Source organism: Nocardia sp. NBC_01730, from assembly GCF_035920445.1.
Classification (GTDB): domain Bacteria; phylum Actinomycetota; class Actinomycetes; order Mycobacteriales; family Mycobacteriaceae; genus Nocardia.
Map to the genome: position 1 here is coordinate 8,293,758 of NZ_CP109162.1, position 26,141 is coordinate 8,319,898.

Annotated in this window: 24 protein-coding genes and 2 pseudogenes; 11 read left to right on the forward strand and 15 right to left on the reverse strand. The window is 64.1% G+C overall.

Annotated elements, in window-relative coordinates; genetic code table 11:
• Positions 1-36 precede the first annotated feature (36 nt).
• The 4 genes from OHB12_RS34185 to OHB12_RS34200 all read right to left on the reverse strand — a co-directional run bounded on the left by OHB12_RS34185 (position 37) and on the right by OHB12_RS34200 (position 5,496).
• Positions 37-186 carry a hypothetical protein gene (locus tag OHB12_RS34185; RefSeq protein ID WP_327114361.1) on the reverse strand — a complete coding sequence of 50 codons (150 nt, stop codon included), beginning with the start codon at positions 184-186 and terminating at the stop codon, positions 37-39.
• A 28-nt stretch (positions 187-214) separates the two neighbouring features.
• The gene (locus OHB12_RS34190) at positions 215-2,419 is read right to left on the reverse strand and encodes an elongation factor G-like protein EF-G2 (RefSeq protein WP_327114362.1); all 2,205 of its coding nucleotides are present in this window, start codon (positions 2,417-2,419) and stop codon (positions 215-217) included.
• Positions 2,420-2,515: 96 nt separating this feature from the next.
• Positions 2,516-3,874: a serine hydrolase domain-containing protein gene (locus tag OHB12_RS34195; protein WP_327114363.1), complete on the reverse strand. Its 1,359-nt coding sequence runs from the start codon at positions 3,872-3,874 to the stop codon at positions 2,516-2,518.
• 197 nt (positions 3,875-4,071) lie between these two features.
• Positions 4,072-5,496 (reverse strand): WGR domain-containing protein, encoded by a 1,425-nt coding sequence (locus OHB12_RS34200; RefSeq protein WP_327114364.1) that lies wholly within the window; start codon positions 5,494-5,496, stop codon positions 4,072-4,074.
• Positions 5,497-5,623: 127 nt separating this feature from the next.
• Here OHB12_RS34200 and OHB12_RS34205 point away from each other — a divergent pair.
• From OHB12_RS34205 to OHB12_RS34215, 3 genes and pseudogenes are all read left to right on the forward strand, one after another.
• Positions 5,624-7,060: pseudogene (locus OHB12_RS34205) on the forward strand (MFS transporter); the annotation flags it as partial.
• On the forward strand, positions 7,052-8,020 hold the full coding sequence (locus OHB12_RS34210; RefSeq protein WP_442800163.1) for an MSCRAMM family protein: 969 nt from the start codon (positions 7,052-7,054) through the stop codon (positions 8,018-8,020). The pseudogene OHB12_RS34205 and the gene OHB12_RS34210, both read left to right, overlap by 9 nt.
• Positions 8,021-8,497: 477 nt before the next feature.
• Positions 8,498-8,977: an SUKH-4 family immunity protein gene (locus OHB12_RS34215; RefSeq protein WP_327114365.1), complete on the forward strand. Its 480-nt coding sequence runs from the start codon at positions 8,498-8,500 to the stop codon at positions 8,975-8,977.
• 76 nt (positions 8,978-9,053) lie between these two features.
• Here the strand turns inward: OHB12_RS34215 and OHB12_RS34220 are convergent, their stop codons facing one another.
• From OHB12_RS34220 to OHB12_RS34230, 3 genes are all read right to left on the reverse strand, one after another.
• Positions 9,054-10,493, reverse strand: coding sequence for an FAD-binding oxidoreductase (locus tag OHB12_RS34220; RefSeq protein WP_327121725.1), 1,440 nt, complete (start codon positions 10,491-10,493; stop codon positions 9,054-9,056).
• Positions 10,493-11,155 (reverse strand): hypothetical protein, encoded by a 663-nt coding sequence (locus OHB12_RS34225; RefSeq protein ID WP_327114366.1) that lies wholly within the window; start codon positions 11,153-11,155, stop codon positions 10,493-10,495. The genes OHB12_RS34220 and OHB12_RS34225 overlap by 1 nt, the downstream gene beginning before the upstream one ends.
• 278 nt (positions 11,156-11,433) lie before the next feature.
• Positions 11,434-11,937: a MarR family winged helix-turn-helix transcriptional regulator gene (locus OHB12_RS34230; protein ID WP_327114367.1), complete on the reverse strand. Its 504-nt coding sequence runs from the start codon at positions 11,935-11,937 to the stop codon at positions 11,434-11,436.
• A 212-nt stretch (positions 11,938-12,149) separates the two neighbouring features.
• On the opposite strand from OHB12_RS34230, the pseudogene OHB12_RS36565 reads away from it, so the two are divergent.
• Positions 12,150-12,488: pseudogene (locus tag OHB12_RS36565) on the forward strand (glycoside hydrolase family 78 protein); the annotation flags it as partial.
• Positions 12,489-12,526: 38 nt separating this feature from the next.
• Positions 12,527-13,816 carry a family 78 glycoside hydrolase catalytic domain gene (locus tag OHB12_RS34235; protein WP_327114368.1) on the forward strand — a complete coding sequence of 430 codons (1,290 nt, stop codon included), beginning with the start codon at positions 12,527-12,529 and terminating at the stop codon, positions 13,814-13,816.
• A gap of 37 nt (positions 13,817-13,853) precedes the next feature.
• On the opposite strand, the gene OHB12_RS34240 is transcribed toward OHB12_RS34235, so the two are convergent.
• The gene (locus OHB12_RS34240) at positions 13,854-14,675 is read right to left on the reverse strand and encodes a MerR family transcriptional regulator (RefSeq protein WP_327114369.1); all 822 of its coding nucleotides are present in this window, start codon (positions 14,673-14,675) and stop codon (positions 13,854-13,856) included.
• A 43-nt stretch (positions 14,676-14,718) separates the two neighbouring features.
• Complete coding sequence (locus OHB12_RS34245; protein WP_327114370.1) at positions 14,719-15,228, reverse strand: VOC family protein; 510 nt, start codon at positions 15,226-15,228, stop codon at positions 14,719-14,721.
• A 515-nt stretch (positions 15,229-15,743) separates the two neighbouring features.
• Here OHB12_RS34245 and OHB12_RS34250 point away from each other — a divergent pair.
• Positions 15,744-16,469 (forward strand): MarR family winged helix-turn-helix transcriptional regulator, encoded by a 726-nt coding sequence (locus OHB12_RS34250; RefSeq protein ID WP_327114372.1) that lies wholly within the window; start codon positions 15,744-15,746, stop codon positions 16,467-16,469.
• Between the two features lie 281 nt (positions 16,470-16,750).
• On the opposite strand, the gene OHB12_RS34255 is transcribed toward OHB12_RS34250, so the two are convergent.
• From OHB12_RS34255 to OHB12_RS34270, 4 genes are all read right to left on the reverse strand, one after another.
• Positions 16,751-17,512: an ESX secretion-associated protein EspG gene (locus OHB12_RS34255; RefSeq protein WP_327114374.1), complete on the reverse strand. Its 762-nt coding sequence runs from the start codon at positions 17,510-17,512 to the stop codon at positions 16,751-16,753.
• A 70-nt stretch (positions 17,513-17,582) separates the two neighbouring features.
• Positions 17,583-18,845, reverse strand: coding sequence for a hypothetical protein (locus OHB12_RS34260; protein ID WP_327114376.1), 1,263 nt, complete (start codon positions 18,843-18,845; stop codon positions 17,583-17,585).
• A gap of 14 nt (positions 18,846-18,859) precedes the next feature.
• Complete coding sequence (locus OHB12_RS34265; RefSeq protein ID WP_327114378.1) at positions 18,860-19,234, reverse strand: hypothetical protein; 375 nt, start codon at positions 19,232-19,234, stop codon at positions 18,860-18,862.
• Between the two features lie 16 nt (positions 19,235-19,250).
• On the reverse strand, positions 19,251-19,799 hold the full coding sequence (locus tag OHB12_RS34270; RefSeq protein ID WP_327114380.1) for a DUF3558 domain-containing protein: 549 nt from the start codon (positions 19,797-19,799) through the stop codon (positions 19,251-19,253).
• Between the two features lie 359 nt (positions 19,800-20,158).
• Here OHB12_RS34270 and OHB12_RS34275 point away from each other — a divergent pair, with 359 nt between their 5' ends.
• Positions 20,159-20,851 carry a GOLPH3/VPS74 family protein gene (locus OHB12_RS34275; protein ID WP_327114382.1) on the forward strand — a complete coding sequence of 231 codons (693 nt, stop codon included), beginning with the start codon at positions 20,159-20,161 and terminating at the stop codon, positions 20,849-20,851.
• A gap of 146 nt (positions 20,852-20,997) precedes the next feature.
• On the opposite strand, the gene OHB12_RS34280 is transcribed toward OHB12_RS34275, so the two are convergent.
• Positions 20,998-21,837: a hypothetical protein gene (locus tag OHB12_RS34280; RefSeq protein WP_327114383.1), complete on the reverse strand. Its 840-nt coding sequence runs from the start codon at positions 21,835-21,837 to the stop codon at positions 20,998-21,000.
• A gap of 6 nt (positions 21,838-21,843) precedes the next feature.
• Positions 21,844-22,059 (reverse strand): hypothetical protein, encoded by a 216-nt coding sequence (locus tag OHB12_RS34285; RefSeq protein WP_327114384.1) that lies wholly within the window; start codon positions 22,057-22,059, stop codon positions 21,844-21,846.
• 286 nt (positions 22,060-22,345) lie between these two features.
• Here OHB12_RS34285 and OHB12_RS34290 point away from each other — a divergent pair, with 286 nt between their 5' ends.
• From OHB12_RS34290 to OHB12_RS34305, 4 genes are all read left to right on the forward strand, one after another.
• Positions 22,346-23,563, forward strand: a complete 1,218-nt coding sequence (locus OHB12_RS34290) for a helix-turn-helix domain-containing protein (RefSeq protein ID WP_327114385.1) — start codon at positions 22,346-22,348, stop codon at positions 23,561-23,563.
• 625 nt (positions 23,564-24,188) lie between these two features.
• A complete protein-coding gene (locus OHB12_RS34295) occupies positions 24,189-24,509 on the forward strand; it encodes a WXG100 family type VII secretion target (protein WP_327114386.1) in 321 nt (106 codons plus the stop codon).
• A gap of 7 nt (positions 24,510-24,516) precedes the next feature.
• Entirely contained in the window at positions 24,517-24,822 is a 306-nt protein-coding gene (locus OHB12_RS34300; RefSeq protein WP_327114387.1) for a WXG100 family type VII secretion target, read from the forward strand.
• Positions 24,819-26,138, forward strand: a complete 1,320-nt coding sequence (locus tag OHB12_RS34305; protein ID WP_327114388.1) for a hypothetical protein — start codon at positions 24,819-24,821, stop codon at positions 26,136-26,138. Before OHB12_RS34300 ends, OHB12_RS34305 begins: the two co-directional genes overlap by 4 nt.
• Positions 26,139-26,141: the final 3 nt, after the last annotated feature.

Sequence of the window (26,141 nt, forward strand, 5' to 3'; positions counted from 1 at the left end):
GCGCACACCGATAAGTCGCTCGGACGCAATCCAGAGTCAGGCTTGCCGTTCGGGGTCGCGCGCATGGCTGCTGGATTGCACTGTGGTGGGAAAACCCTGGATCTCGAATAGTCCGGCGGGACCGTAGTATTCGCCGCCCATTGCGGTGAGGTCGGTGGCCGCGCGCAATGTGGGGAGCGCGCCCATCGAGGGTGAGGCATGACATGGCGCGCGGTCAGGCGCGGGCTATTTCCCCACGCAACGCGGCCGCCAGCTGATCGGGCATCGGTTCATGCCGCACATAGGTCCGCGAGAAATCGCCGGTCCCGTGCGAGAGAGACCGCAGATCGATCGCATAGCGGCTGAGTTCGAGTTCCGGCACCTCGGCGTGGATTCGAGTCCGTCCGGTGCTGTGCGGTTCGGTGCCGAGAACGCGGCCCCGCCGACCGGACAGGTCGCTCAAGACCGGCCCGACGTACTCGTCGGCGACGATGACCCAGATCTCGGCGAGCGGCTCCAGGAGAGCGATCCCCGCCGCGGCGGCTGCGTCCCGCAGGGCGAGCGCACCCGCGGTCTGGAACGCTGCGTCGGAGGAATCGACCGAGTGAGCTTTGCCGTCGTACAACGTGACCCGCACGTCGACCAGTGGATGTCCCGCCGCCACACCTCGCCCGGCCTGGGCGCGGACACCCTTCTCCACCGACGGAATGAACTGCCGCGGAACGACTCCGCCGACCACTTTGTCCACGAACTCGATCCCGGAACCACCGGGCAGTGGCTCGACCTCGATCTCGCATACGGCGTATTGCCCGTGACCTCCGGATTGTTTGACATGTCTGCCACGCCCGGTTGCCTTGCCCGCGAACGTCTCTCGCAGCGCTACCTGATGCTCGATCACGTCGACCTGCACACCGAACCGAGCCCGTAAGCGCTCCAAGGCAACGTCGCGATGTGCCTCGCCGAGGCACCACAGGACCAGCTGGCCGGTGTGGCTGTTGTGCTCGAGCCGCACGGCTGGGTCTTCGGCCGCCAGGCGGGCCAGGCTCTGCGACAACTTGTCCTCGTCGGCTTTGCTGCGCGCGCGAATAGCTATGGGCAGCAGCGGGTCCGGCATCGGCCACGGCTCGATCAGCAAGGGAGTTCCGGTGGCCGACAGGGTGTCGCCGGTTTCGGCGCGGCTGAGCTTGGTGACGTAGACGATGTCGCCGGCGATGGCCTGACCGAGCGTACGTTGCTGTTTGCCGAAGGGGGAGGAGATCGCGCCGATCCGTTCGTCCACGTCATGGCTCTCGTGGCCGCGGACTTCGAGGCCGTGGCCGCAGACGTGTACTGTGTCGTCGGCGTGCAGCGTTCCGGAGAAGACACGCACCAGGGATACCCGGCCGACATAGGGGTCGGACGCCGTGCGGATGACCTCCGCCGCGAGTTCGCCGTCCGGGTCGCAACTGAGCTGGTGCGGGCTCGCGCCGTTGGTGGCGGTGACGGCCGTGACCTCGTGCTCGGCGGGCGTCGGGAAGCCTCCGGTGATGAGATCGAGCAGTTCCACCGTGCCGAGTCCCTGTTTGGCGCCTTCCGGAGCGGGAGCGGCGAACAGGACCGGATAGAAGCTGCCCCGCGCGACGGCCCGCTCCAGATCGGTGACCAGCGTTTCGAGGCTTATCTCCTCGCCATCGAGGTAACGCTCCATCAGGGATTCGTCTTCGCTTTCCGCGATGATGCCCTCGATGAGCCGGTTGCGTGCTTCCTCCAAATCCGGAAGTTGTTCGGGGGAGGGTTCGCCCTGGACCTCTTCGCCGGAGGAATAGTCGCCGATGTAGTTCGGTAGCAGTTCGACCATTCCGGTGACCGGACGATGGCCGTCCGGGTTCTTCGGTCCGTACACCGGAAGATGTAGCGGCAGAATGGTTTCCGACGATCCACCGCCGAACACTGTCCGGCAGGCCTCGGTCATCACATCGAACTCGTCCCGCGCGGTATCCAGGTGTGTGATCACGATGGCACGCGGCATGCCGACCGCTGCGCACTCTTCCCACAGCGCTCTGGTCGCACCCGCGATGCCTTCTGCACCCTCGGCCGCGGAGATAACGAACAACGCCGCGTCGGCCGCGCGCAGCCCCGCCCGAAGCTCACCCACGAAATCGGCATAGCCGGGCGTGTCGAGGAGGTTGATCTTCATCCCCGCCCACGCCACCGGCACCACTGACAACTGCACCGACCGGTGTTGCCGATGCTCGATCTCGTCGTAATCCGACAGTGAGGTGCCGTCCTCTACCCGCCCGGCCCGGTTCACGGCCCGCGCGGTGAGCGCCATCGCCTCCACCAGCGTGGTCTTTCCCGACCCGCTGTGGCCGACGAGCACTACATTCCGGATGTGCTCCGGCCGGTCTGCCGCAGGCCCCCTACCGCCGCCCGCAGCAGATCCGTTCGCCTTGTCCACCATGTGTCCCGCTCCCTTGCCGACACCTGAGGTATGTCCACCTTCCCACCGGCGGTCACTTCTCGTCCACCGATCGGCGGATCAGGCCGAGGAAGATCGTCAGACGCAGGCCGCTGAGGTCCTGTCGGCGAGGTTGGCGCAGGCCCATGAGGTGTCGATACGCCAAGAACTGTCGCGGACGACAAAGGGGAGGATCATCGGACGGACGCCGTTCGGTCCGGTGACGGTGGTCGTCGCGAGAAGCTGGCCGGGGCCGAGTTCGGTCACCCTATTCACCCGCGTGGTCACCGAGTACCGTGCCAAGGCCGAGGCGAGGCGAGTGAGCAGCTCCGGGTCTTTGTCGTCGCCCGCGACCCGCAGCGCCTTCTCCGACGCCGGAACGGCCGGGTCGAGCGCTCGCTGAAGCTGGCTGTCGAGTTCGGCGACCGTGGGGACGGGCGGGTTCGGTGGCGCGTTGGTCTGCCCATCGGGCACAGTGCCTGGATACAGCTGCCTGATGACGGCGAACCAGATCGTCGCGGCCACGGCCCCGAGCAGGTCGGGCGGGGTCGTGTACTGGTTCACCGCGACCGCCAGGCGCACGTTCTTCTCCGGCAGATAGCCCATCTGCGTGTTATAGCCGAGCACCGCGCCGTTGTGGCCGATCCACTGGCCGAATTGCGCGAGGCCGAGTCCGTAGTGCAGGTCGCCGGTGAACTGGGTCCGGGATTGGAACGTCTCCGGTTTCAACAGGTCGCCGCGGCCGAGTAAGCCTGCGTATTCGGCGAGGTCGGAGATGGTCGACACCATCGTGCCTGCGGCGCCGAAAATCGCCGGGGTGTTGCGCCTGGTGACGTCGGTAGGGGCTTCGTCGAAGTAGGAGTAACCGCGGCTCTCGGGGACGGGCAGGGAGGCGTCGGTGGGGTAGGTCGTGTTGTCCAGCCCATGGGCAGCGACGACATCGTTGACCACTTCGTGAACCGGCTTCCCGAAGACCCTTTCGAGAACGAGCCCCAGCAGATAGAACTCCGAGTTGGAGTATGTCGTTTCGGTGCGGGGTGGCGTGGCCTTCTCGGGGTGGGCGATGATCGCGCGCAGCCGGTCGCCTTCATGCCATTCGGCGGTCGGGGCCTTCGAGATCACCTGTTCCGCGAATGCTGGGTCGCCGTCGAGGTTCCAGACGCCACCGCGCATCCCGAGCAGATCTCGGAGGGTGATGGTGTTCCCATTGGGGACACCCGGGACGTACCGTTCCAAAACATCGTCCAGGGACAGCTTGCCTTCGTCGGCTGCTCGCAGCACGGCGGTCGCGGTGAACGTCTTGGTGACACTGCCGATCCGGACGTGGTCGGCTACGTCCATGGGCCGTCCAGATGCGAGATCGGCTGTGCCGTAGGCCCTGGTGAGTGTGCCACGCTCGGGATCGATCACGGCGACCAACGCACCGGGAACCAGGCCCGCATCCATGCGCGGCCGCACGATTCGATCGATCTGGTCGGCTACGTTCGTCGGAAACGCCTGGTCGCCTCCGCGATCAGCTCCGCATCCGACGAGCAAGGCCGCCGCGGTAGCCGAGGTCAACCCTATCGCGCCGAATCTTCTGAGCTGTCTACCCATTTGGTACAAGTACCCCATTGCAAACCTCGAGTAGGTACGCGGAAAGTTTCTCACAGTAGTCAGCTCAACTGGCGGATGTCCCCGCGGACCCGATAGAAACCGCCGCGCGCGGACTCGGACACGCCGTCGACCACGTAGCGAGTGCCGGGGCGGCGAATATCCTTGGGAAACTGGACATTCCATTTGTGCTTGTAACCGGAGGAAACGACGTGCACGCGCAGGGCCCGGCCGTCGTTCACGCATTCCACGATGACGCCGGACCCGGCGTCGGACGTCACTTCGACGGTGCTACTGGGCACCACAGCCGAGATCTCGGGGGCTTTCACCGATATCGTCGCGGGCAGCACGCCCTGCTCGGCGTCGCGGATGGCGGCTTCGCTGACATCGAGGCAGGCCAGGGCGCCGGTGGTGGTGACAAGGTACAGCTTGTCGTCGTGGTACTGCATGGAATAGGCCGAGCCGCAGCCGGTGGCCAGTTTCCACAGGCGGTTTCCGGCCGCATCGAAGCAGTACACCGAGGAGTAATTGTCGCCGGCGAAGATGTAGCGGCCGTCGGGTGAGGTGGCGCAGGAGAAGACCGCGGCATCGCACTGGTAGGTGTGCTCGGCCCGGCCGCTCTTGGTCACCATGCGGACCTGGCTGCGGGCGGTGCCCGCGTAGACGGCGTCGGCTTCCTGCCAGCCGAACAGTACGGCCCCGCCGGTGTCGGCTTGCCATAGAGCGTTTCCGTTGTCCAGGTCATATTTGGTGACGCCAGCGGAATGCCCGTGGTAGACGCCGGTCGGGTCGACGCGCACCATCCATCCCGAGTCGCCGGTGCTGCGCCTGCTCCACAGTGACTCTTCTTCGTAATCGATCACGGTGATGCCTCCTTGGCGGTCGGAGACACCGAGGATGCCGTCGTGGATGTCGAGCCAGTAGATGTCGACATCGGTGGCGATGTCGTACGCGGCCCGCGGCACCTTGCCGGACAGGTCGTAGACGCGGCCGTCATCGCAGCCGGCATAAATCCAGAAGTCATCGGCCACAATGCATTTGACCGCGTCTGGCAGCCGGTAGCGGCCGTTGACCACACCGGCCGGGGTGAGGGTGAACACGTCACCGTTCTCGTTACCCACCCAGCAGCGGCGCTCGTCGACGAAGATGCCGAAGGCGGCGGCGCCGGAGTCGAAGCTCCACAGCACGGGCGCGGACTTTGCGGTGGAGCGCCCGCTGCTGATCGCCCGCCGCGTTACGGGACGCTTTGCTCGCGCACCGATCACCGCCGGGATATAGCCCTTGCGGACCTTCTCGCCGACCTTCTTGGCGGCGGCCGCCTGCGCCTTCTCCTCGGTGGCGAAGGAACTGACTTTGGTCTGCCCCTGCTCCCCGATACGGCCGAAACGGACACTCACCTGAGTGCCTGCGACGACTATCTCGTAGAACTTGTGCGCGGAACCGCTGTCTTCGGACAGTTCGAGATAGGTGGTGCCCCCGGTTGTCATAGCTCGCCTCGCTTGCTTCCGTCAGATCACAACGCAACGAAACCTAGCAAGGGGCACTGACATTCGGTACGCCGCTGACCGGACCCGAGTCCGGGTTTTGTACCAAATTGTGCATGATGCACTGCATATGTATCGTACATACGTGACTGTTGCTGTCGACGCGTCTTCGACCGTCTCCGGTTCCGACGACCGGCGTCGTCCCACGCCGGCTCTTCTCATTGCGACGCTCGGCATGGTCGGTGTCGTGGTCTCGCTCATGCAGACGCTGGTCATTCCGATCATTCCGTCGTTGCCCACGCTGCTGAGCACTTCGGCGTCCAATGCGTCTTGGGTCGTGACGGCCACGCTGCTGGCTGGTGCGGTGTCGACTCCGATCAGCGGCCGTCTCGGCGACATGTTCGGCAAGCGCCGGATTCTGTTCGCGAATCTGGTGTTGTTGATCGTCGGTTCGGTGGTCTGTGCGTCGTTCTCCGAGCTGGTGCCCGAGATCATCGGTCGCTCGCTACAGGGCGCGGCGGTCGGGGCGATCCCGTTGGGGATCAGCATCATGCGCGACGAGCTGCCTGCTGAGCGTGTGGGTTCGGCGATGGCGATCATGAGCGCGACGCTCGGCGTCGGCGGTGCGATCGGTCTGCCGGTCGCGGCGGCGATCGCGCAGAACGCGGACTGGCACGTGCTGTTCTGGACCTCGGCCGGTCTCGGTGTCGTCTGCGCCGCATTGGTTTTCGTGTTCGTCCCGGAATCGCCGGTGCGCACGCCCGCGCGGTTCGACTTCGGTGGCGCGGTCGGCCTGTCGGTGGCGCTGCTCGCATTGCTCATCGCGATCACCAAGGGCGCGGACTGGGGCTGGGCCAGCGCGCGGATCCTGATCCTGTTCGCGGTGTCGGTGGTGGTGTTCCTCGGCTGGGGCGCTTACGAACTGCGGCAACGCTCGCCGCTGGTGGACCTGCGGGTCTCGGCACGGCCGAGGGTGCTGTTCACCAACCTGGCCTCGATAGCCGTCGGGTTCTCGCTCTACGGCATGTCGCTGACCTTCCCGCAGCTGCTGATGGCGCCGGAGAAGACCGGGTACGGCTTCGGGCTGTCCATGGTCAGCGCCGGATTGGCACTCGCACCAACAGGTTTCGTGATGATGCTGCTCTCGCCGGTGTCGGCGCGACTGTCGGCGAGCCGAGGCCCGAAGACAACCCTCGCGCTCGGCTCCACGGTGATCGCCATCGGCTACCTGTGCGCGGTGGTGCTGATGAACAGCGTCTGGGAAATCATGCTCGCGGCGATGATCGTGGCAGGTGGCGTCGGTCTGGCATATGCGGCGATGCCGGCGCTGATCATGGACGCGGTACCGATCACAGAGACCGCTGCGGCCAATGGTTTGAACTCACTGATGCGCTCGATCGGCACCTCGACCTCATCGGCGGTGATGAGTGTGGTGCTCGCACACATGACGATATCGCTGGGCGGACACGTGTTGCCGTCCCGCGACGGGTTCCACACCACGTTCCTCATCGCGATGACAGCGGCATTGACCGCGATCGGTCTGACGACGCTGATCCCGATGGGGAAGGCGAAAACGCAGGTCCTGCCCGAGCCCGAGCCAGAGCTCGAGCTCGAGCTCGAGCTCGAGCGGGTGCCAGTCCTCGCTGTAGCGGGTGGGCGGCACGCGTCGGTTGAGCAGAATGGTCATGGTGGGTATCGGGTCGGTGTTGTGTCGGAGTCTGTGTTGCCGGTGGCGGAGTTGTCGGGGACCGATTTCGGTGGTGGGTCGTTGGGTGGTCGTATTCAGCGTGAGGACGGCTGTCCGGTCCCGAGTGCGGTGTTGACGTTGATCGATCAGCGTGGTCATCAGGTCGCGCGGGCAGCCGGGGCTGTCGATGGTGGTTACGTGATCAGCGCACCCGAGGTGGGGAGTTATGTGTTGATCGTGTCGGCGACAGGGCATCAGCCCGCGGCGGTCAACGTGGCCCTCGGCCAGCGGCCGCAGCAGTTGGACCTGACCCTGGCGGGTTCTGGTGAGTTGTCGGGTGTGGTTCGCACGGCCGGTCACGGTGAGCCGTTGGCTGGTGCGACCATCACGTTGACCGACCTGCGTGGTGAGGTCGTCGGAGCGGCTGTCTCGGGTAGAGATGGCGCCTATGTATGCCACGATGTGGTATCGGGTACTTACACCTTGGTGGCCGTCGTCGCGCACATGCGCCCCGCTGCGACCACGCTGACGGTGCCGGATACCGGTGTGTTGCGTCACGACATCGAGTTGGCTGCGATGGGTGTCGTCGCCGGGTCGGCGTGGGCCGAGGGGGGCCGCGCGGTGGCGGATATCCAGATCACGGTGCTGGATGCGGCAGGCGAGTTGACGGCTACGGCACGTACCGATGACAACGGCCGCTATGTGGTGGCCGATCTGCCCGAAGGGCAGTACACGATCGTTGCCCGCGGTTACCCGCCGGTGACCAGTCAGGTCACCGTGTCCGGTGGGGAGGTCGGTCACGATGTGCGGTTGGGTTACGGGCTCGGGGACCGGACATGACGGGGTTGACCGCCCGTATCCGCAACGCCGAGGGGTGGCCGGTGCCGGAGGCGGTGCTGACCGTGACGGACCTGAGTGGGCGTCAGACCGCTCGCGCGGTCGCCGACGCGACCGGGGGCAGTGGCCACCGAGCCGCTGCCCCCGGGCGTGCATACCGCGGTGTTCACCGCCGCCGGGTATCAGCCGGTGGCGCGGACCGCTCAGATCTCCTCGGTGGGAACGGGTGTGCTCGGTGATACGCAAAACGGCGGTCGGCCACCTCCCGCCCACCGGTAATGTCTTCCAGGTTCGGCAACTTCCTCACGATCGTCCGTATCTGATCAGCCAGGACAGTGAGCCTATGCACTCTGTCGATGTTCAACGCTGACAAGCGGATTCCGGTGTGGGTGAACAGGACTTCGAAAGTCGGTCACGAACTGGTGTGCACTACGGTGCTTCGCAATGTTCAGATCAGGGAAGCCGGCATCGAGGAGAAACATGTCATCGGGCGAAGGCTGGGAAGAACTGTGTGCGGCCTGGGCGCCGGACCAGCTGGTGTCGATCGAGCCTGAGCGGCTCGCTGTCGCGCCAGTGTCGGAACGCACCAGAGAGTTCCTGGTGCGCGTGGGATTGCCACGTGAATGCCCCCTCCTTGTCAGTTTCTACCGAGACGAGCGACTGCTGCAGCCGCTGTGGTTGCGCGACGTCCAGTACCTGCTGGTGGGTGATGACGAGGGCACTTCTCTGGTATTGCGTGCCGGCACGGACGAACTCTGGTCCGTCGCGGAGTCGGACGACGAGCCCCGCTTTGTGAACTCTCACCTGTGGGGCTTCGTCCTCCTTCTCGGTCTGTACGAACCGCGGGCCCATCCGGGATTCAGACAGCGGGTCGCTGCGTGTGACGAGAAGGCGCTGGACCATGAAAACTGCTGGTGGTCGCTGATCGTGGAGCAAATGAGCTATGGGCTTGCTCCATGACCTCGGTCACGACAACCGCTCGCCCGACGCGGGAGCATCTCTGAGAACAGGATGGTCTTCTGTCGCGCGATCGAGATCATGTCTGTTCATCTGATGGCAGGTACCGCCCAGGCGAGATCAGCCCGTACGGGTCGACCGCTTTCTTCAACAACAACGCCATTCGCTGATGCCCGCTGGAGTAGAGCATGGTGTCGATGCTGGTGCGCATCGGGCGGAATCCCGCTTCGACCAACCTCTTCTGCGCCAGTGTGACCCACTGGTGGGCGGCTTCGACCTCGATGTCGTTCGCGCGGTCGAACGGTACCCGGAAGAACCCTTCCAGACAATGTGCGCTGACACTGTTGAACGTCAGATATGACCGGATTCCGGTGTTCGAATCGGTGGTACGGGCAATGGCGACGGCGGTATTCACATGCCGACCGACGAAAGGAACGGCGGGCAATGCGCAGACGAAACCCGGAAATTTCGGATCGTCATCGAGGGCGAAATCCGATGACATATCGACGGAGCGGCCTGCCATTGCGTCGACGTACTCGTTGCCCGGCTCGCCGGACAGCTTCCGAAATCGTGTTCGCGCGGTGTCCGGAAGGTCGAGGTCGGCGGTGGTGTAGTAGTCGACGTCGTCGAAGTGTGTGGACAGCTTCTTCTGAAGCAGCGCGATGATGTCGTCGTCACCCCATAACGCAACCCAGGTCAGCCAGGTGTTCGGTGGTGCTGTCCGGTCGAGTCGAGCAAGCCGAGGGTCGTCTTCACCATTGATCTCGATGCGGTCGCGCAGTAGTTGATGTCGACGTAGTTCCGCCAGAGTATCGACGTGCGACGCCAGCTCGCCTTCGGTGGAACGCACCAGAGCCAGTGCGACATTCTGCCTGGGGTAGAGGGAGACGACCGCGGCTGTGACGATACCGAACCCCGACTGAACGAAAAGCCCGGTCACATCTGGGCCGCTACCGTAGGGGTAGTGGTGCCAGTCCGGGGCTTCGTTGTCGTCGTGTGTCCAATGGCCGGTTCGAACGTATTCAGCGTCCGCCAGCACGGCTTCGATGCCGCGGAGATCGGCTGTGCGCTGCCCGAATATTCCGACGCCACGTTCGAGTACGTTGCCCACGACGCTGGTCTGCTCGCCCGAGCCGGTGATATTCAGCATGCATGAGCGGTGCGTGAGTGCGTCGGCGAGCTGGCCTTGCGTCACGCCGGGCTCGACAACCGCATAGTGCAGTTCCTCGTTGATCTCGAGTATTCGATTCATCAGGCTCAGGTCTACGACCGCGCAACCATCGTGGACCGGGAGCTTGGAGCCCAACCCCCAGTTGCGGCCGGTGCTGATGGGATGGAGCGGAATCCGGTACCTCGCGGCGACAGTGACGATCTGCCGCACTTCATCGCGGGAAACAGGCCGCAGCACGGCCACGAGCTGCCGACTGGAAAACTCTGTCAGGTTCGCGGTATAAGGCTGGGTATCCGTGGTGGCGCGTTCACCGAGCAGAGCTCGCCACTCGTCGAATGCACTGGCCATCACCGGCGCCGATCCAACCCTGCTTCGTCGCCGCCATGTTTGCCGTGCACACCCCTGCGGGCGCGTGGCAGGTCGATGGTTTGTGGAAGGAGTTCGATGCGCGGCGCCAACACCGCGTAGCGTGCGCCGCAGAACTTCGCCTCGAAATTCCGCATCCAGCCGTGATGCGACAGATTTCCCCAGGCATCGAAACCTACGATCGAAATGCCACTGCGATCGTAACTTCCGGACAGCAGAAAGGTCCAGTAGGTCCGATCCGGAAAGACGCCGTTCCGGGCCTTGAAGGCAGCGCAGAAACGCAGGTATCGTCGCAGATCGAGGCCGTGGAGCCCCTCGTCGTCGTATTCACGCTTCGCGTATTTTCCGCTGCTTCCGATCAGTTCCGGTACCTTGGCGGCGGAGGTGACGAACCAATGTGATTCGCTCACCATGACGGTGCGGATCATATTTGCTTCGACATCGAAATCTATATTCGCCCGGATGTCGAACAGCTCGCACAGTTCTCTTGCCGACAGCCCGGCCGGCACATAAACGAGTAGTTCGTCACTCGATTCGAGCTCGGCGATCTCCGTATCGGTGAACGGGCAAGGCGCGATCTCATCCGGTCGCTTGTCGCCGAACATTCCGTCGACGAGCTCATTCAGGTATGCTTCTCGGTTCACGTATCGTGCGCCTTCCTCACCTGGCTACCGTATTGATTCGAGGCAACACGACATTCGCGCGCATTGCTCGGGAACGCCGACAGTTGCTTCGTCGCATGGATGCTACTTCGACTTTGAATTACCCGATTTCCCAGTGCGGGGACGGTAGGATGCTGCGTTTGTCAGCGCGAACTGCCGGTCAGTGGCGCCGCGGCCCGCCGACCCGAGAGGGCGGCTGCCGGAATCGGCGGATGGCCTCGCTGGTAGTGAACAGGGTGAATGTGGCTCGGCGCCAGTGTCTATGGGTCCGATCGGGTGGTGCGCAGTCGGTCGACTTCAGTGGTCGCGCTGTCGCGAGATGCCTCGATAAAGCGCAGAAGGGCCTGAAGCTCCTCGCCGTCGAAAGCGGTGAGATCTGAGCGGGTGCGGGCGGTCAAGCCGTCGTAGTATGCGGCGACCCGCGCGAGTCCTTCCGCGGTGGGGTGGACGAGGATCCGGCGGCGGTCGTGAGGGTCGGGAACTCGTTCGACACAGCCTGCTTCGGTGAGTCGGTCGATCATTCGCGTGGTCGAGCCGGGGCTCAGGCCGACGCGTGCCGCCAGCGCGCCTGCGGTGGTGGGCCCGTTCCGGTGCAGGGCGTGCAGACAATGAAAATCGCTCGGTACCAACCCGATTCGCTCGGCGATCAACCCGTTGAGCCGGATCAGCTGGGTTACCCAGTCCGGCAGCGTGTCGATGATCTGGGTGACCAGATCCCGCCCGGGTGACTCGGCAGCTCGACCGGCTTCCTGCTCATTCGCCATCGCTTGACACCACTTCGGTCGTTCCAATAAATTGCGCCGCGCAAATGTTTCGCGGCGCAACAATACCGGACCGATCGGCGCCGACATGCTGGGGGTGCACAGCCTCCTCAGGTTCTGTGGGGTTGTCGATCGAACCGGACTTGAAGTTGGCGGCCCGACCTGAACGCAGACCTAGAAGCCGGCACACGCCGCATGGAGAACAGGAAGCCGCAATGGACAGCAGTACCGCCGGGGCTCACGGCAGGGCGACCACGGTGAGTGATGACGAGCCGGCCGACGTCGGCACCGAGACCGCGGGAGTCGTGGTCGCGGGTCTGACCGTGAACTACCTCGTGGACCCGTACGGGATCGATGACCGGACACCTACTCTAGGTTGGCGGCTGGTCTCGGCCGACCGTGCGGTCGTGCAATCGGCATACCAGGTCAGAGCCGCCTCTGCTTCGCAACGGCTCGCGCTGGACCGGCCCGACCTGTGGGATTCCGGCGCGGTGGCATCGGATCAGCAGGTGGATATTGGCTACGGCGGCCGGCTGCTCACTTCGCGCGAGCAGGTGTTCTGGCATTCCGGGTATGGACCGACGGTGACCGCGTGTCGGCATGGAGTCCGGTCGGCCGCTGGGAGATGGGTTTGCTCGATTCAGCAGATTGGACGGCGGAATGGATCACCAGTTCGATACTCGCGGCACGGGCGGCTGCTCCATTGCCGATCTTCGCCAAGCGTTTCACCGTGCCACCGGCGCGGCGGATCGGGCAGGCGCGTCTCTATGTATCGGGGCTCGGGCTGTATGAAGCGCGGCTCAACGGCCACAAAGTCGGTGTGGATGTCCTTGTGCCGAGCATCACCGATTACCGCAAACGAGCGCTGTACAACACCCACGATGTCGCCGATCACCTGCAGACCGGAGACAACGTCGTGGGACTGCTCGTCGGTAACGGTTTCTTCAATGTGCCCGAACGGGAAGGCCGATACTGGGAGTCGGTGACCTGGAAAAACGGTGTCGCCGACGGGGAGACGGTCCGGCTGTCCGGCGAGCCGAAGGTTATCGCGCAGCTGGAGATCCGGTACGACGACGGTTCCGTCCAGCGGGTATCCAGTGATGCCACCTGGCGGGCCGAGGAGGGACCGATCGAATTCTCCGGGTATTACGGGGGCGAGGACTACGATGCCCGCCGCCTGCGACCCGGGTGGGATGAACCGGCCGGTGACCACTCCCGGTGGCGACATGCTGCTGTCGCCCCCGATATCCCCGCGGCGCTCAGCGCCCAGTTCGAACCGGCTGTTGTCGAGGCGGAGCGGCTGCGCGCGGTCGAGATGACCGAGCCCGAGCCTGGAATCTACGTGTTCGACTTCGGCACATCTGCTGTTGGATGGCCGGAGATCGAAGTCGAAGGACCTGCCGGGACACTTGTCACGCTCTACCCGGGCTGGTACCTCGACAACGGCAGAGTAGACCAGAACGGGATGCTCGGATGGGTGCCGAACGTGGTTGTCGCCGATCACTACACGTTGGCCGGCCATGGGATCGAGGTGTGGCATCCCCGCTTCACCTACCATGGATTTCGGTACCTCGAAGTTCATGGGCTGCCGTCCCGGCCGCTCATTTCGAGCGTGACCGGGATCGTGGTGCGCGCCGCAACCGGCGCCACCGCCGAGTTCGAATGCTCCAGCCGGCTGTTGAACGCCATCGACAGAATTGCCGATCGCAGCATGCGAAGCGCCATGCTCGCGCCGACCCGCGGAAATCACCGCTTCCGAAGAAGCACGATTGATCGGCCAGAACGAAAAGTATGCAATCTACCGGACAGGGTCCGGAGCATGGATATTTATCCAATGAGCTACTACCGGATTGTAGACGAAAGCCCGCACCGCACCCGATAGCAGTTGCCCGCCTCGAATTTGTCGTGTCGTTGGGTTGTCAAACCCATGTCGCTGATTCGGGGGTGATGCCGTGGGCGCGCGCATTGGCGTCGATGATGTCGCGAAGCCAGGTGGTCAGGCCGGTCTCGATGTCGTCGTAGAAAGCGGCGAATCCTGGATCGGTGGCGTACCTGCGTCCCAGGCAGACGTGCATCGAGTGCGTGCAGTCGAAGTAGGCGCCGATCGATGCCCGGTGCCGCTCGGCCAGCGAGTTGGCCTGGTCGCTTCCGGGGGCCACCCCGGTGCGGTGTGCTGCGGCCAGTTCCGCGTTGAGTGCATCGACGCCATCGGCGATCTGGTGCCAGTGCTCCACAGTCCTGCCTGCGGCGCGTTCGGCGTACTGCGCCCACTGGGCGGTGTCACCCCAACGATCGCGTGCTTCTTCGACCCATGAGGGCTGCCAGTGCTGGCCGAAGATCGCTACCTGTTCCTCGGCCGACAGCAGAATGCCGGACTTCCTGGCTTCGATCATGCGGTCCAGCGCGTTGCTCATGCGCTGCAGATGAGCTACACGCTCGCGAAGCTGGTCGCGCTGCCGGTGCAGAGATGCCAGCGCATCGGTTGCCGGGGCGTCCAGCAATGTCCCGATGTCGTTGAGAGGTACACCCAGTTCACGGTAGACGAGCACCCGGTGAATACGGGCAATGTCCGCGGCAGTGTAGAGCCGATAGCCGGTGTCGGTGCGCTGGGACGGGCGGACGAGCCCCAGCGCATCCCAGTGATGAAGAGCGCGGATCGTGACGCCCACCAGCGATGCGACGACACCTACGGTGAGACCGTCTTCGGCGTCATCGAAGGTTCGCTTCGTTACACCGTCCACTCTGACACCCATTCCGTGCGAGGCCCCCACGACTACGGTCTGATCACTCTTCGGGCGCCCTGATTCCCATGGCTCGCAGATGCTCGGCCTCTGCGCTGTTCGGATCGTACGGTCGCGCTGCCGTCATGATCACCCGGGTGTTCTCCGGGGTGACGATCTCCAGCTCCACCGAGTTCCACGGCATCTGCCGCGGCCCCGTCGTGCAGCCAGGTAGCAATTCCGCACACGCGGACGCGATCTGGTCGACCTGGCTCAGCACGCATGCGAAGCTCACGCTCAGCGCCGACGCCCCGGCAGGGCCCCCGTCCCCCGGCACGAGCAAGACGTCCTGGAACGCCCAGCGGCGCAGGTGCGTGATCTGGCCGGGGACTGAGAACAAATCGAAGAACCCGAGTCCGCGGCACCAGAAGTCCGCCGATGTGGCCAGATCGAACGTCGGCACCGTGACAAACATCGGCATCCCGTAGAGGCCGCGGAAAAGCTCCGGAGGCACGGCGTCAAGCGCGGGGACGGGAACGGGACTGATATCGAAAGCGGGGAAGTTGTCGGTCATGACGACATCGTCGAGCCTCACGCAACGTCAGGGTCAAGCAGCGCCGCAGCAGGCACCGTAGGCGGCAGTTTCCGAGCAGCGCCCTCGTCGAGCGCTGCTCGTGCCTCGCCCCGTACCCCGACCACCGCGGTTACCACGGACCCCGGCCGAATATGATCTCGAACGGGGCCTCGATGGCTCTGATGTCAGCCGAAACCTGCGATAGCTTGTCGACGGTGGTCACCTGAACCGTATTCGTGACGCTGGACTATATGTCGGTGTTCTGTTGTCCACCTTGAAAACTGCAGCACGCCCAGCGAGGTCGCTCGCCGATCATCGACTGCGGGTCGAGCCTGGTGTCGTCGATATGCCTTGGGAACCGTCCCACCCCGCAGGCGGGGCATTTCTGAGCCGCACTGGCTCTGGCGCACTTTGACGATCGGTGGGGCAGACCGCCATGAGCACGCAGTAGTGGAGCGGGCCAGAGCCACCGCACGTCGGCCGTTTGCGGGGCTCGTGCTTGTCTGTTGGGTGTGATGTCGAAGTTGGTTCGGAACGGTGTCGACCTGCTCGCATGGATTGCGACACTGACAGGAGCTGCCGGGGTCGCGTTGCACTTCAGCCAGTCGTGGTGGCGAATGCTGGTCTTGGCGGCTTCGGGTGCGCCATACCTGATGAGCTGCGCGCTGGTCGGGGTGGTGGCTTTTGTAGCCATGCGGCACTGGAGCGGCGCGGGGGTGGCGATCGTTGTCGTTACCATCGCGATGTGGACCCAAGCTCCGCTGTACTTCAGCCGCTCGGGCGACGACGGGCACGCAGTGATAGCGATGCAGGCCAATCTTCTGTTCGACGGAGCCGACCCTCGGGCGCTGGTCGACCAAGTGCGCGCGCGGAACATCGCTTTGCTCACTGGCCAGCGTGCGCCGCCGGTCATCGGCGAGGACTTTCGCGATCCGCTCACGACCCGCGAGATCGGCCGCCGGTCACTGATTACTGCCGGCGCTGTCTCTCAGCGTGTTGCCCGCGCCGAGCGGGCTGGGTTGGTTGAGCGATCATCGTCGTCGGTATCTCGCCGCGCGGTCGCCGTCAGGCTGACCGAAATCGGCCACCGCCTGATCGAAACCACCGTGCGGCAACTACTCGAGCACGAAGCGGACCTGATCAGCGCGCTCACAGCTGCCGAGTGCACGGCCCTCGCCGGGATTCTCGCCACGCTGGAACAGGCGCTCGTGGCGTCGCCACCGAACGAGCCGCGGGAGTGAGGTCCACACAGACCAGGACCGAGGTCACATATGCCAACTCGAAACCCGCAAGGTCTGGTGCACCACCGCTGACCGGCCTCAGCATCGACGTCACGCCCGCCTATTCTGCGGCAGACCAATATCATCGGGGTTGGATTCGCTGACTACGTCAGAACTTCGCCAGTGACCGCGCAGCGGATTCAGCCACTCGGAGTCCGATGCGGTCACAGCGTCGAACAAGTGACGGCGTCTTCGGAGCGTTCGTACCCACCATCGGCAGCGTCGAAGTTTCCCGCTGTGCTTCAGGGGTAACTTGGATCGTTCTCCTCGCGATAGCCATCGACGGTGAGCTGTACGACCCGCTCGAGTTGAATCCGTATTTCGGTGGTGCCGGCGGGAACAGCCTTGATGTTGGCTCCGCTGCGGACGAGATAGCGGCCGTCGGGATAGTCCATCACGTGGAAGCCTCGGGCGGGTGCGGGGCGGTTGTCCCATGCGGGGCCTGCGTACACCGCGACGTGGGCGATAGTGGCGCGGGGACGTTCGAAGAACTGTGCGGCTTGTTCGCGGGGCGCGGGTGGTGCCCCGACGCGGTACGGTCCTTCGTCCTCGGCGTCGAGTTCGTGCCGGGAGACCTCGATGCCGAGGCCGCGGCCACGCGGGGCGTCCGGCAGCAGGTCGACGACTCGTCGGCTCACCTCTGCCGCGTCGATCAGCGACATGTGCACGGCCCCACCGCGATCCGGCGACGGGGTCGGTTCCTGCATCAGCAGCACCGCGTGCTGATAGTGCACGGCGGCGTGGACGCGCAGCTTGTCCTTTCCGTGGAGTCCCGCGACTTCGACGCGTGCCTCCGGTTCGGCCAGTACGCGCAGCGCACCGTACATGGGCTCGTCGAAGCGACGGTGTAGTCCGGCGGCTTCGGACTTCCACTCCGCTTCGTAGTCGGCGACTGTTTCCGCGGTGGATCGGTATTGCAACGGGTACGGAAGCACGTCGCGGTCGACGGCCCGCCACAGCACGGTGAAGCCGAGCGCCGTGAACGACCAGTCCCGTCGGCTCATGACGCCGGTTCGTTCGTCGTGCGTGGCAGCCGCGTCGTCCGTGTCAGCACGGCGTCGAGGTTTCGTTCGCTCATTCGCCGATCACCGGTGGCACCGTCTTCGCCCGGTTCGCCGCACCGAGACCGGTAAGTTCCTCGCCGTTCTGTTGGTTCACCAGGTAGTCCTTCGTCTGATGTTCCTTGTCGTCATCGCCCTTGCCGCGGGCGCCCGGCGGCATCATGCCCGGCATCCCGCCCATACCAGGACGTCCCGCGCCGGTACGCGCGGCCGCGGCGACGGGAACGCCGTTCGGAACAGCGGGGAGAGCCTTGACGCTGCGGCCCGGGATGGGGGTTCCAAGGCCCGGCACACCGGGGTTCGGTGTGCCGGGGGATCCGGGACTCGGTGTTCCGGGACGAGTCGGTGACGGATCGGTGCCGGTGGTGTTCGCCGGTTGGGTCGACGGGTTCGTGCCTGCGGGTGTGGTGGCCGTCTGGTCGGGCGTGTTCTGTTGCTCGGCAAGCAGATTCGTGCCGGCCGAATCAGTGTCCTCGGGCGTGTTCTCGGTACCCGATGACTGTTGTTCCACCGTGGTGAATTTGTCACCAGGATCTTTGCCGGGTGACGAAGGTTGCCCGGCGTTGTTCGATGAGGGCAGATCACCGGGCTTTTGGACAGGGTTGTATGGCTTGGGTACCAGCGGAACGCCTGTGTCGGCTTCCCGGACCGCGGGATAGAAGACGTTCTTGACGACGTTCACGGAAGCGTCGTGCGCGGCATCCTCGCGATGCTGGTTCAACTTCCACGTCGGGCCGGGCACCCAACTCGCGACGTTGCTGGTCCACGTGTGACCCGGCGTCTCCTGCACGGCGGGCCGGGTGACCTCGATTCCCGACCGGATGATCTTCACCTTCTCGGCGACGATCTGCACCGAACCGATCAGCCCGCTGGACTTGTCGACGTACTCTTTGATCCCGTCCGCCGCGGCCTTCGCCGCCGCGCCTTCCCATTTGCCTTCCATCGCTTTGCTGATGTCCGGGGCGAAACCCTGCAATCCCTGCTCCAGCCTGTTCCGAATGGACTCCCACCGCTGATGCAGCGCCACGACGTCGGTGACCGACATCGCTTGCACCCGTTGATACAGATCGTCGATACCGTCCGGGTTCTTGTACGCGCTCTCCGGAACTTTCGGCGACTGGGTCTGCAATTCGTTGCCAGAGCACATGATTTCGGCGATTCGGTTCCGTGCTATGGCCGCGTCGGGGCTCTCGTCGCGCGAACCGGTATCGGGCGGGCCGGATTTCGACTGCTCGAGCAGAGCGGCGCCGATCGCTACCAAAAATGGTAGACCCACGATAATCCCCCCGATCAGTTCAAAAGATTGTTCGTGTCTTGTGAATTGGTCTCGTCTTGGGTGATGATTCGGTCCACAGAGATTTGGATCGTATCACGCATCAGGGTCAGTACCTCGGTGTGTTCCTTCAACGCGGTGTCCACGTCACCCTCACCGCCGATTGCCTTGGCGCCCAGCATCTTCGCCAGCTCGTCGGAGCAGTCGAGCTCGCCGAGGCCAGTTACTCGGGTCAGCATCTTCAGGTCTTCGCGGAGGCTGACGTAGAGATCGATCTGACGATTACAAGCATCCCGGCAGCCTTCTGCGACCGTGCGGTCCAGATGGAGTCGGCCAGCCTTGGCTTCATCAGCGAGGTAGCGCCAGCGCGATACCTCTTCGCTCATCGACATAGCAAATTCTTCCTGATCAGCGCGGAAATCCTGGCACGAGCACTTCCGCTGCTTTTAAGGCTCGATCGCACGGAGCTATAGCGCTTTTCGGTGAAGTATTGAATACGGTGATTTGCAGTGCGCCCTGGCCGGCAGGGAAAACCAGGTCGCAATCTTCGCTGTCAGTATCCGACGTGTTGTGAAAACGAAATCCGTGCCGACCTCTGACATCAATATTCGTAAAGTCGACATTCTCAGGCTTCTTTTTGAGGTCGTCAACAGAATGGATCGTGGACCACACCCCGAGTGAGTAATTCCATTGAGAAGGCGCATCATGCCAAGAGCAAATCTTCCATCCTGGTTCTTCGACACCAGCGACGCCCGATTTCTTCGTGGACGAGACCACACCGATCTGTTGCAGTTGCTGATCCGAAACCTGCGTACACGGATCCCACAGCGCGGCTGTAGCCGCTGAGGTGTCGGTCGTGCTCGGTGTAGCCGTCCCCTCCGTGCCCGATCCGCACCCCGAGGCGACCAGCACCACCCCAGCGAGCGCCGCAATCGTCGCCGTCGTCCGTCGTCCCACCGAAGCCTCCCGATCTGGGCCGTCAAAGTCGTCCCTGAAGTGTAGGACGCACCGACGCACCCACTGGTTCCGCCGAATTCAGCTCTCGCTCTCGGCCTGCAACCACACACCCTTTGTGGGGCAACCGCATCGGCGGCAATCCCACCGTTTTGCTCTCGCGACCGTCCGGAATGCCGGAGAGTGGAGCGCCCGCCAGCACCGGAACAGCTGCTGCGCAACACAACGGCACGCCCATCAGTTGGCCGACGTTCTCGGAGCGACGCCGGCAACTGGGTTCGTCGTCGCCGATACTCTAGGTAAAGCGGGCGGGCGCGGACCTGTCCTGGTGATTGCCGTGCAGGCAGAGGACAGGAGACCAGATGCTGACGGTAGCGGAGGAGTTCTTGCTGCTCGCGCTCGATGATGACACCGGCAAGAAGATGGTGGGTGGCCCACGGATGGGGGCCGCGCTGGCCGGGGCGGCGATTGTGGAGCTGACAGTCGAGGGGGCGCTGCGGCTGACCGAGGAGGGGGATCCTGAGCACAAACCTGGCCGCCTGGTAACCACGTCACGGCGACCCGCCGATCCGCGGCTCGCGGAACTGGTCGGTGTGGCCGACGCTCGTAAGCCCAAGGACGCGGTCGGCAAAGTGGCCGGGTTCGGCCAATGGCGCAGCCACGCAAGGAACCTGGAGGACGCGCTGCTGAACGACCTGGTCGAGACCGGATATCTCGTCGAGGAGAAGGGCAAGGTCCTGGGCCTGTTCCCGACCACTGCGTGGAAATCGGCGAACCCGGCCGCGGAGGCCGAGATCCTGCAGCGGGTGCGTGGCGTAATCATCGAGGGACGCGACACCGACGAACGGACCGGAGCCCTGATCTCGATCTTGCACGCCGTCGATCTGCTGCCCAAACTTCTGCCCGACATCGACAAGCGAACGGTCAAGCAGCGCGGCAAGGAGGTCAGCCAGGGTGAATGGGCAGGCTCGGCGGTGCACAAGGCTGTCCAGCAGGTTCAGGCCGTCACAGTAGCCATCATCGTCAGCACCACCTCCGCGACCGCCTCGATGTGAACCGTTCCAGCTCACCTTTGCCGACGCTCGCCAAGCCCCGCCGAGTCCAGAGAAGCGCCCGGCACACGCAATCGCCGAAACGTTGATCTCGGCGCCGCCTTTGCGGGCGGCGTCGAGTGCCTGGACGACTCGTTGTCTGCGCCGGGCTACGGGTGATGGTGCGGATTGCCCGTGTCTCGAATTGTGTTGTAGTCGCCCGGTTTCGGGTTTCCGGCGCCGGTGATGATCGACTGCACGACGGTGCTGATGTGTGGGCGGAACGTGTCGCGTGGGGCGACGACCCATCGTCGGTATCCGGTGTTCTCGTCGCCGGGGGAGGGCAGGACTATTTCGCCGCCGTCGGGCACGATCGTTGCGGCTGCGCGTAGTAGTGCGGTGAAGATGTCGGTGTCGGCGGCGAGTGTGCCGGTGTCATCGGGTCGGGCAAGGATGGTCCAGCGGTGGGAGCCGTGTGCGATGACGGGTCCGAGTAGGTATTGCTTGGAGAGGTCGTCGTGGACCATTCTGCCGAGCCATTCGGGGACGGTTACTGCGGCGATGTCACCGGCGTGCATGGTGATTCGTCGGGTTTCGGTGTGCACGAAGCACGGCAGTCCGCAGACGTGCCGGTAGTGCAGGCAGCGGGTGAGCGTGGGATCGGTGGCCTGTGCACTCCCGTGATGGATCGGTTGGGCGCGCCAGGCGGTGTGGTGTTGTTCGGTGGGGTCGGGGTGCGGTTCAGGTGGCATCGATGTTGTGTCCGTTCGTGTTTCGATGGATGGCGTGCGGCCTGATGGCCGGTCCCAGAGCCGTGCGCAGGGCAACGGCGGGAGGTCGTCGTGGACGTTGTCGTCGATGCCCACGGTGAGTTCCGGGAAGCGCCGGGCCAGTTGGTCGGCCACGCTTTCGGCTTGTTCGGCGCCCGCCTGGTAGTCCAAGCACAGTTCGCCGAATTCGATGTGGATGTGGCGGAGGCGGTGTGGGTTCGATTGCTCGGCCCGGGACATCGAGCCTCAGTGCGGCTTGCTCGGGCTCGGCACCATCCGTCCGCTATCGATCAGCACCTGCCGTGCTGCCGCCTTGCGGGGGCAGTGTTTCGCGCGGCAGGCCACATGGATCCGCATCACCTCATGGGCTTGATCGACGGTGAACGGCAGGGTCGGTGCATGGTGGGCGGCCGCGTCGCACAGGGCGATGAGTTGGTATACGGCGAGGGAAGTCATGGGCATGTGAGCCTCTCTGTTTCGAGCACCGGTTGGTGGCGGTGCCCGGTACTGGGGGCTGTCGCCACCGGCCTGCCACTCTGGCGGGTCGGTGCGCCGTTGAGGGGTTGCGGCGTCGGCCCGGTACCGGGCACCTTCGAGCGACCGTAGGTTCCGCAAACAGTCAGGTGGCCGTATATATTCAGGTTTTCGTTCCGGCTATTCGAAGGGGCGTATATTCTTCGGACGCAGTAGTTTTCGGGTGGATGCTCAGGGGAAATAGACCAACAGTCGGGGGCGCTGAAGCATGTACATGACGACCGGTGAAGTCATCCGGCGGATCAGGAAATCCATCGGGATGACCCAGACCGAGTTGGGCGCGCTCCTCAACTTCTCTCAGCCCGCGGTCTCGGGGCTGGAGCGCGGCGGCCCCGCCTCCCATGATGTTCGCGTCCTGCGGCTCGTAGCTCGTGCACTTCAGGTTCCGCTTGCCATACTGGTAGTGGAGTCGGACCAGGAGGCAGATGTGGACCGTCGCAACTTCTTCAGAGCAGGGGCACTCGGAAGTGCGGGAGCGGCCATGATGGCGGCAACCGCACCAGGTCGAGCCGTATCGGGATCTAGTGTGAAGGTCGGTGCCGCCGATGTCGGCGCCATCAACGAGAGCGTGAACCAAATCCACGAGCTGGACTTGGTGGTCGGTGGCGACCGATTGTGCCGGGTGGCTGCCAACCAAGTCCGCTACGTCGAGCAGCTTCTCAACCACGGCGTCTACACCGACGACATCGGACGGGCGCTCACTAGCGCAGGCGCCGAGATGATGACCGCTGCGGGTTGGGTCCACTTCGACGCGGGCCGTTTCGACGATGCTCGCCGTTATTACGCGGACGCGGCAAACGCCGCCAATGCGGCTGGTGACGGGATCGCGGCAGCGCACGCCTTGGGCAATGCCAGCTGCCTCATGGTGCGCCGTCCCTGGGAAGACATGGCGGGCAATCCCTTGGCCGTCCAATATGCGCAGGCCGCGTCGCGGGCATCGCTTCGTGACGGTGGCCCGAAACTGCGCGCATTGATGGCGGTCCGCGAAGCTGAAGCCCAGGCAGCACGTGGCGACAAGGCCGCTATGACGGCGGCGATCGGCCGAGCACACCGTGCCTACGAATCCACTCGGGGCCATGATCCGGACTGGGTGTACCTGCCCGAGGCTGAACTGAGCGGCATCACCGGCAAAGCCCAGATGTGGTTGGGCGAGCATGATGCAGCGACTGGCCACTTCCAAGCCGCGATCGACAGTTCGTCAGCTTGGCCCAGGGAGCGTGCCGCGTGGCAGCTCAACCTTGCCCGTAACCTCGTTAATGCCGGTGACATCGCCCAAGCGTGCTCCCTACTTGCCGACAACTTCGATACCATCTCCAGCCTTGCATCCACACGCGTGCATCAGCGAATTGACGCAATTGCCAATTCGGTTCGTACGCATGCCGCGGTACCGGAGGTGCGGGAGTTCTTGGGGAGGCGTGCCACACGGATGTAGTGCCGTGTGCAGCAAAGCGACGCGACGGCATCGCGACGGGTAAGGCTGCCCCAGCTGGCCTTCTACTTCGCCATCCTGCCGGCGAGCTCGCGACCATTGCTCACTCTGATGACACCGCGATACTGCTTGGCCTGCACGACGGCGAGCCCGCCGATCTACGGTGGTCGCCGGCGATCACCGTGTCGACACCGTCGTCGTTGGACTGATGGGTGGTCAGGCCTTCGGCACCTGGAAGATATTCGCACCAGATGCTCGAACTCGGTGGGGCCATGTCCTTCAGGTCCGGCCGGGCGTCGAGCGTGCCAGGTCGAACGCAGTGTGCTCATAGCGCGGGCGCAGCCGCCGAGGCGGCGTTGGTGGCCAACCTGGTGGGGAAACTGCAGCTGACGTGGGAAATGTAGAAGCTGATCCGGTCTATCGCGAAGTGGTGGAAGCGGCTCTGCGCGAACGGCATCGAGTCTGAAACGGTCGTCGGTATGCCCGGGAATCCGGCATCGATGGACAGTGCTCGGCGGTCGGTGGCAACCTCGCACCAGCCGGGCGGCGTGTGTCACGACAACTTTGCGCGTGTGAGGTGGCTGGCCTTATCGTCATAGGCAGCGTATGAGAGGAACTGGGGGAGATTGTGTCTGTAGATTCGAGTGATTCTGCCTCGTTGTCGGTGATTCCGGACCACGTCAAGGAGTTCGGGCGCTTCGCCTATCAAGTCGCGACCGAATTGCGTTCAGGATCTGCGTCGCTGGACGTCGAGGTGCAAGGATTGATGAGCGGGTGGAAGGGTGCCGCTGCCGATGCCTACCTCGCGGGCTGGGAGGAGATGCATGGGGGCGCGGTCGACGTATGGGAGGCGTTGTTCGAGCTCGCAGAGAAGCTCGGTATCACCGCTGAGACCTATCGAACCGTTGATATCGCGCGGGCATCCGGTATCAGTTCGCTGGATCTGTGAGGGACACATGTCGGCCGAAGAAGCACGCGAATTCAGCGTCGACCTCCAGCACCTCGAGGATGTGACTGCTCGGGTTCGCGGATTCAAAGAGTTCGTCGCCGGGTACCTGAGCGAACTCGACAGTCGCGCAAGCGCATTGGGCACCTCGTGGTCCGGGCCTGCCGCAGCCGCCTATACGGATGCGCATCGTGAGTGGATAGTTGGAGCGACTGATGTCCAGGAGGGGCTGCAGGCGCTGGAGGATGCCACGCGGCGAGCGCATGAGACCTACACCGGTGCGGTGACAACCAACATGCGAATGCTGGGGCGATGACGACGCTCGCAGTCGATCCGAACGTCTACTACTCGGCCGCGCGTCGTTGCCATGAGGCCGCGGTGGAATTGTATGGCGCATACGCGAACGCAGTCGGATCTTTGAAGCAACATTGCGATGGGATGGCGGGAACCTTCGACGCAGCTCAGGCATGGGCGAGGACATATGACGAAGGTGCCCTTGCGGTACTGGCTGGTTGGGAATCCGCCGTCCGGGCGGCCGAAAACTACGCCGAAGTGTTGCGGCAAGCAGGGCACAACCATGCAATAGCCGAACACGACGCGGCGGGCGCTCCTGGGGCGCCGCCGCCTGCGCCTGCCCTGCCAACGACATCGCCGGGGTGTACGCCCTCCTCTCCGCCGTCAGCGGGCGGACCGTCCCATGGCGGATTGATCGACGGCGGAATCGGGCTTGCCTCCAAAGTAGGGATTCCCGTCCCCGACGGTGACGTGGACAAGCTGGAGAATGCGCGCAAGATTTGGAGCTACCTGGCGTCCGGGGAACCTATAGGCGCGGCCTCGGACAAGCTGCGCGGCCTAGCCGGAATGTTCGACGGAATAATTTCCGATGAAATACCATTTGTCATCGAGGATTTGAACGAGTTATCCGGATCGGTCGAAGAACTGAAGGCCGCATCGAACGACCAGGCCACATCGTGCACCGACTACAAGCGCCACACCGAAGAGCTTCGTGAGCAGCTCGAGGGAATCATCATCCAATTTGCTACCGAGTTGGGGGTCGATGCGATATTCGCCGCGGTCGCCTCCGCGGTGAGCTTCGGTCTGGGCGGTGCGGTGGGCGCCGCCAAGCTGGCGAAAACGATCGATAAATTTCACAAGATCATCGAGCGAGCAATCGATGCTTGGAAAGTGGCGAAGAATATCGCCAGAGGGATCCCGCCGACTATCTGGCAAGGTGCGAAGAAGGCTTGGGAGAAGCTGAAGCGGCTCTGCGAGCTCGGGAAGAACATCTATCAGAAGTGGCGGAAGAGAACTCCCGGCGACGGTGCGCCGACGAAGCTCCCGACTCCGCAGGAGGCGCAGGAGATCATCAGGAACGCGGACCGCACGGGTTCGGGCCTCAAGCCGGACGTGTTCCACCGCTCGGCGTCGTTCCCCGTCGACGATATCGGCAAGAAAGGTACGGTAACTGAGCTCGTCGGTGGTGATGGGAGGGCCGTTACACTGGTCCAGATGCCGGGTGAGGTAAACGGCGCGCCGGGCCGATTCGAATGGATTATCGACGACGGAGGTAAAGTGGTTCATCAATTGTTCGTCCGCAACGGAACGATCAACGGAATTCCGACCAAGCCATGAGCG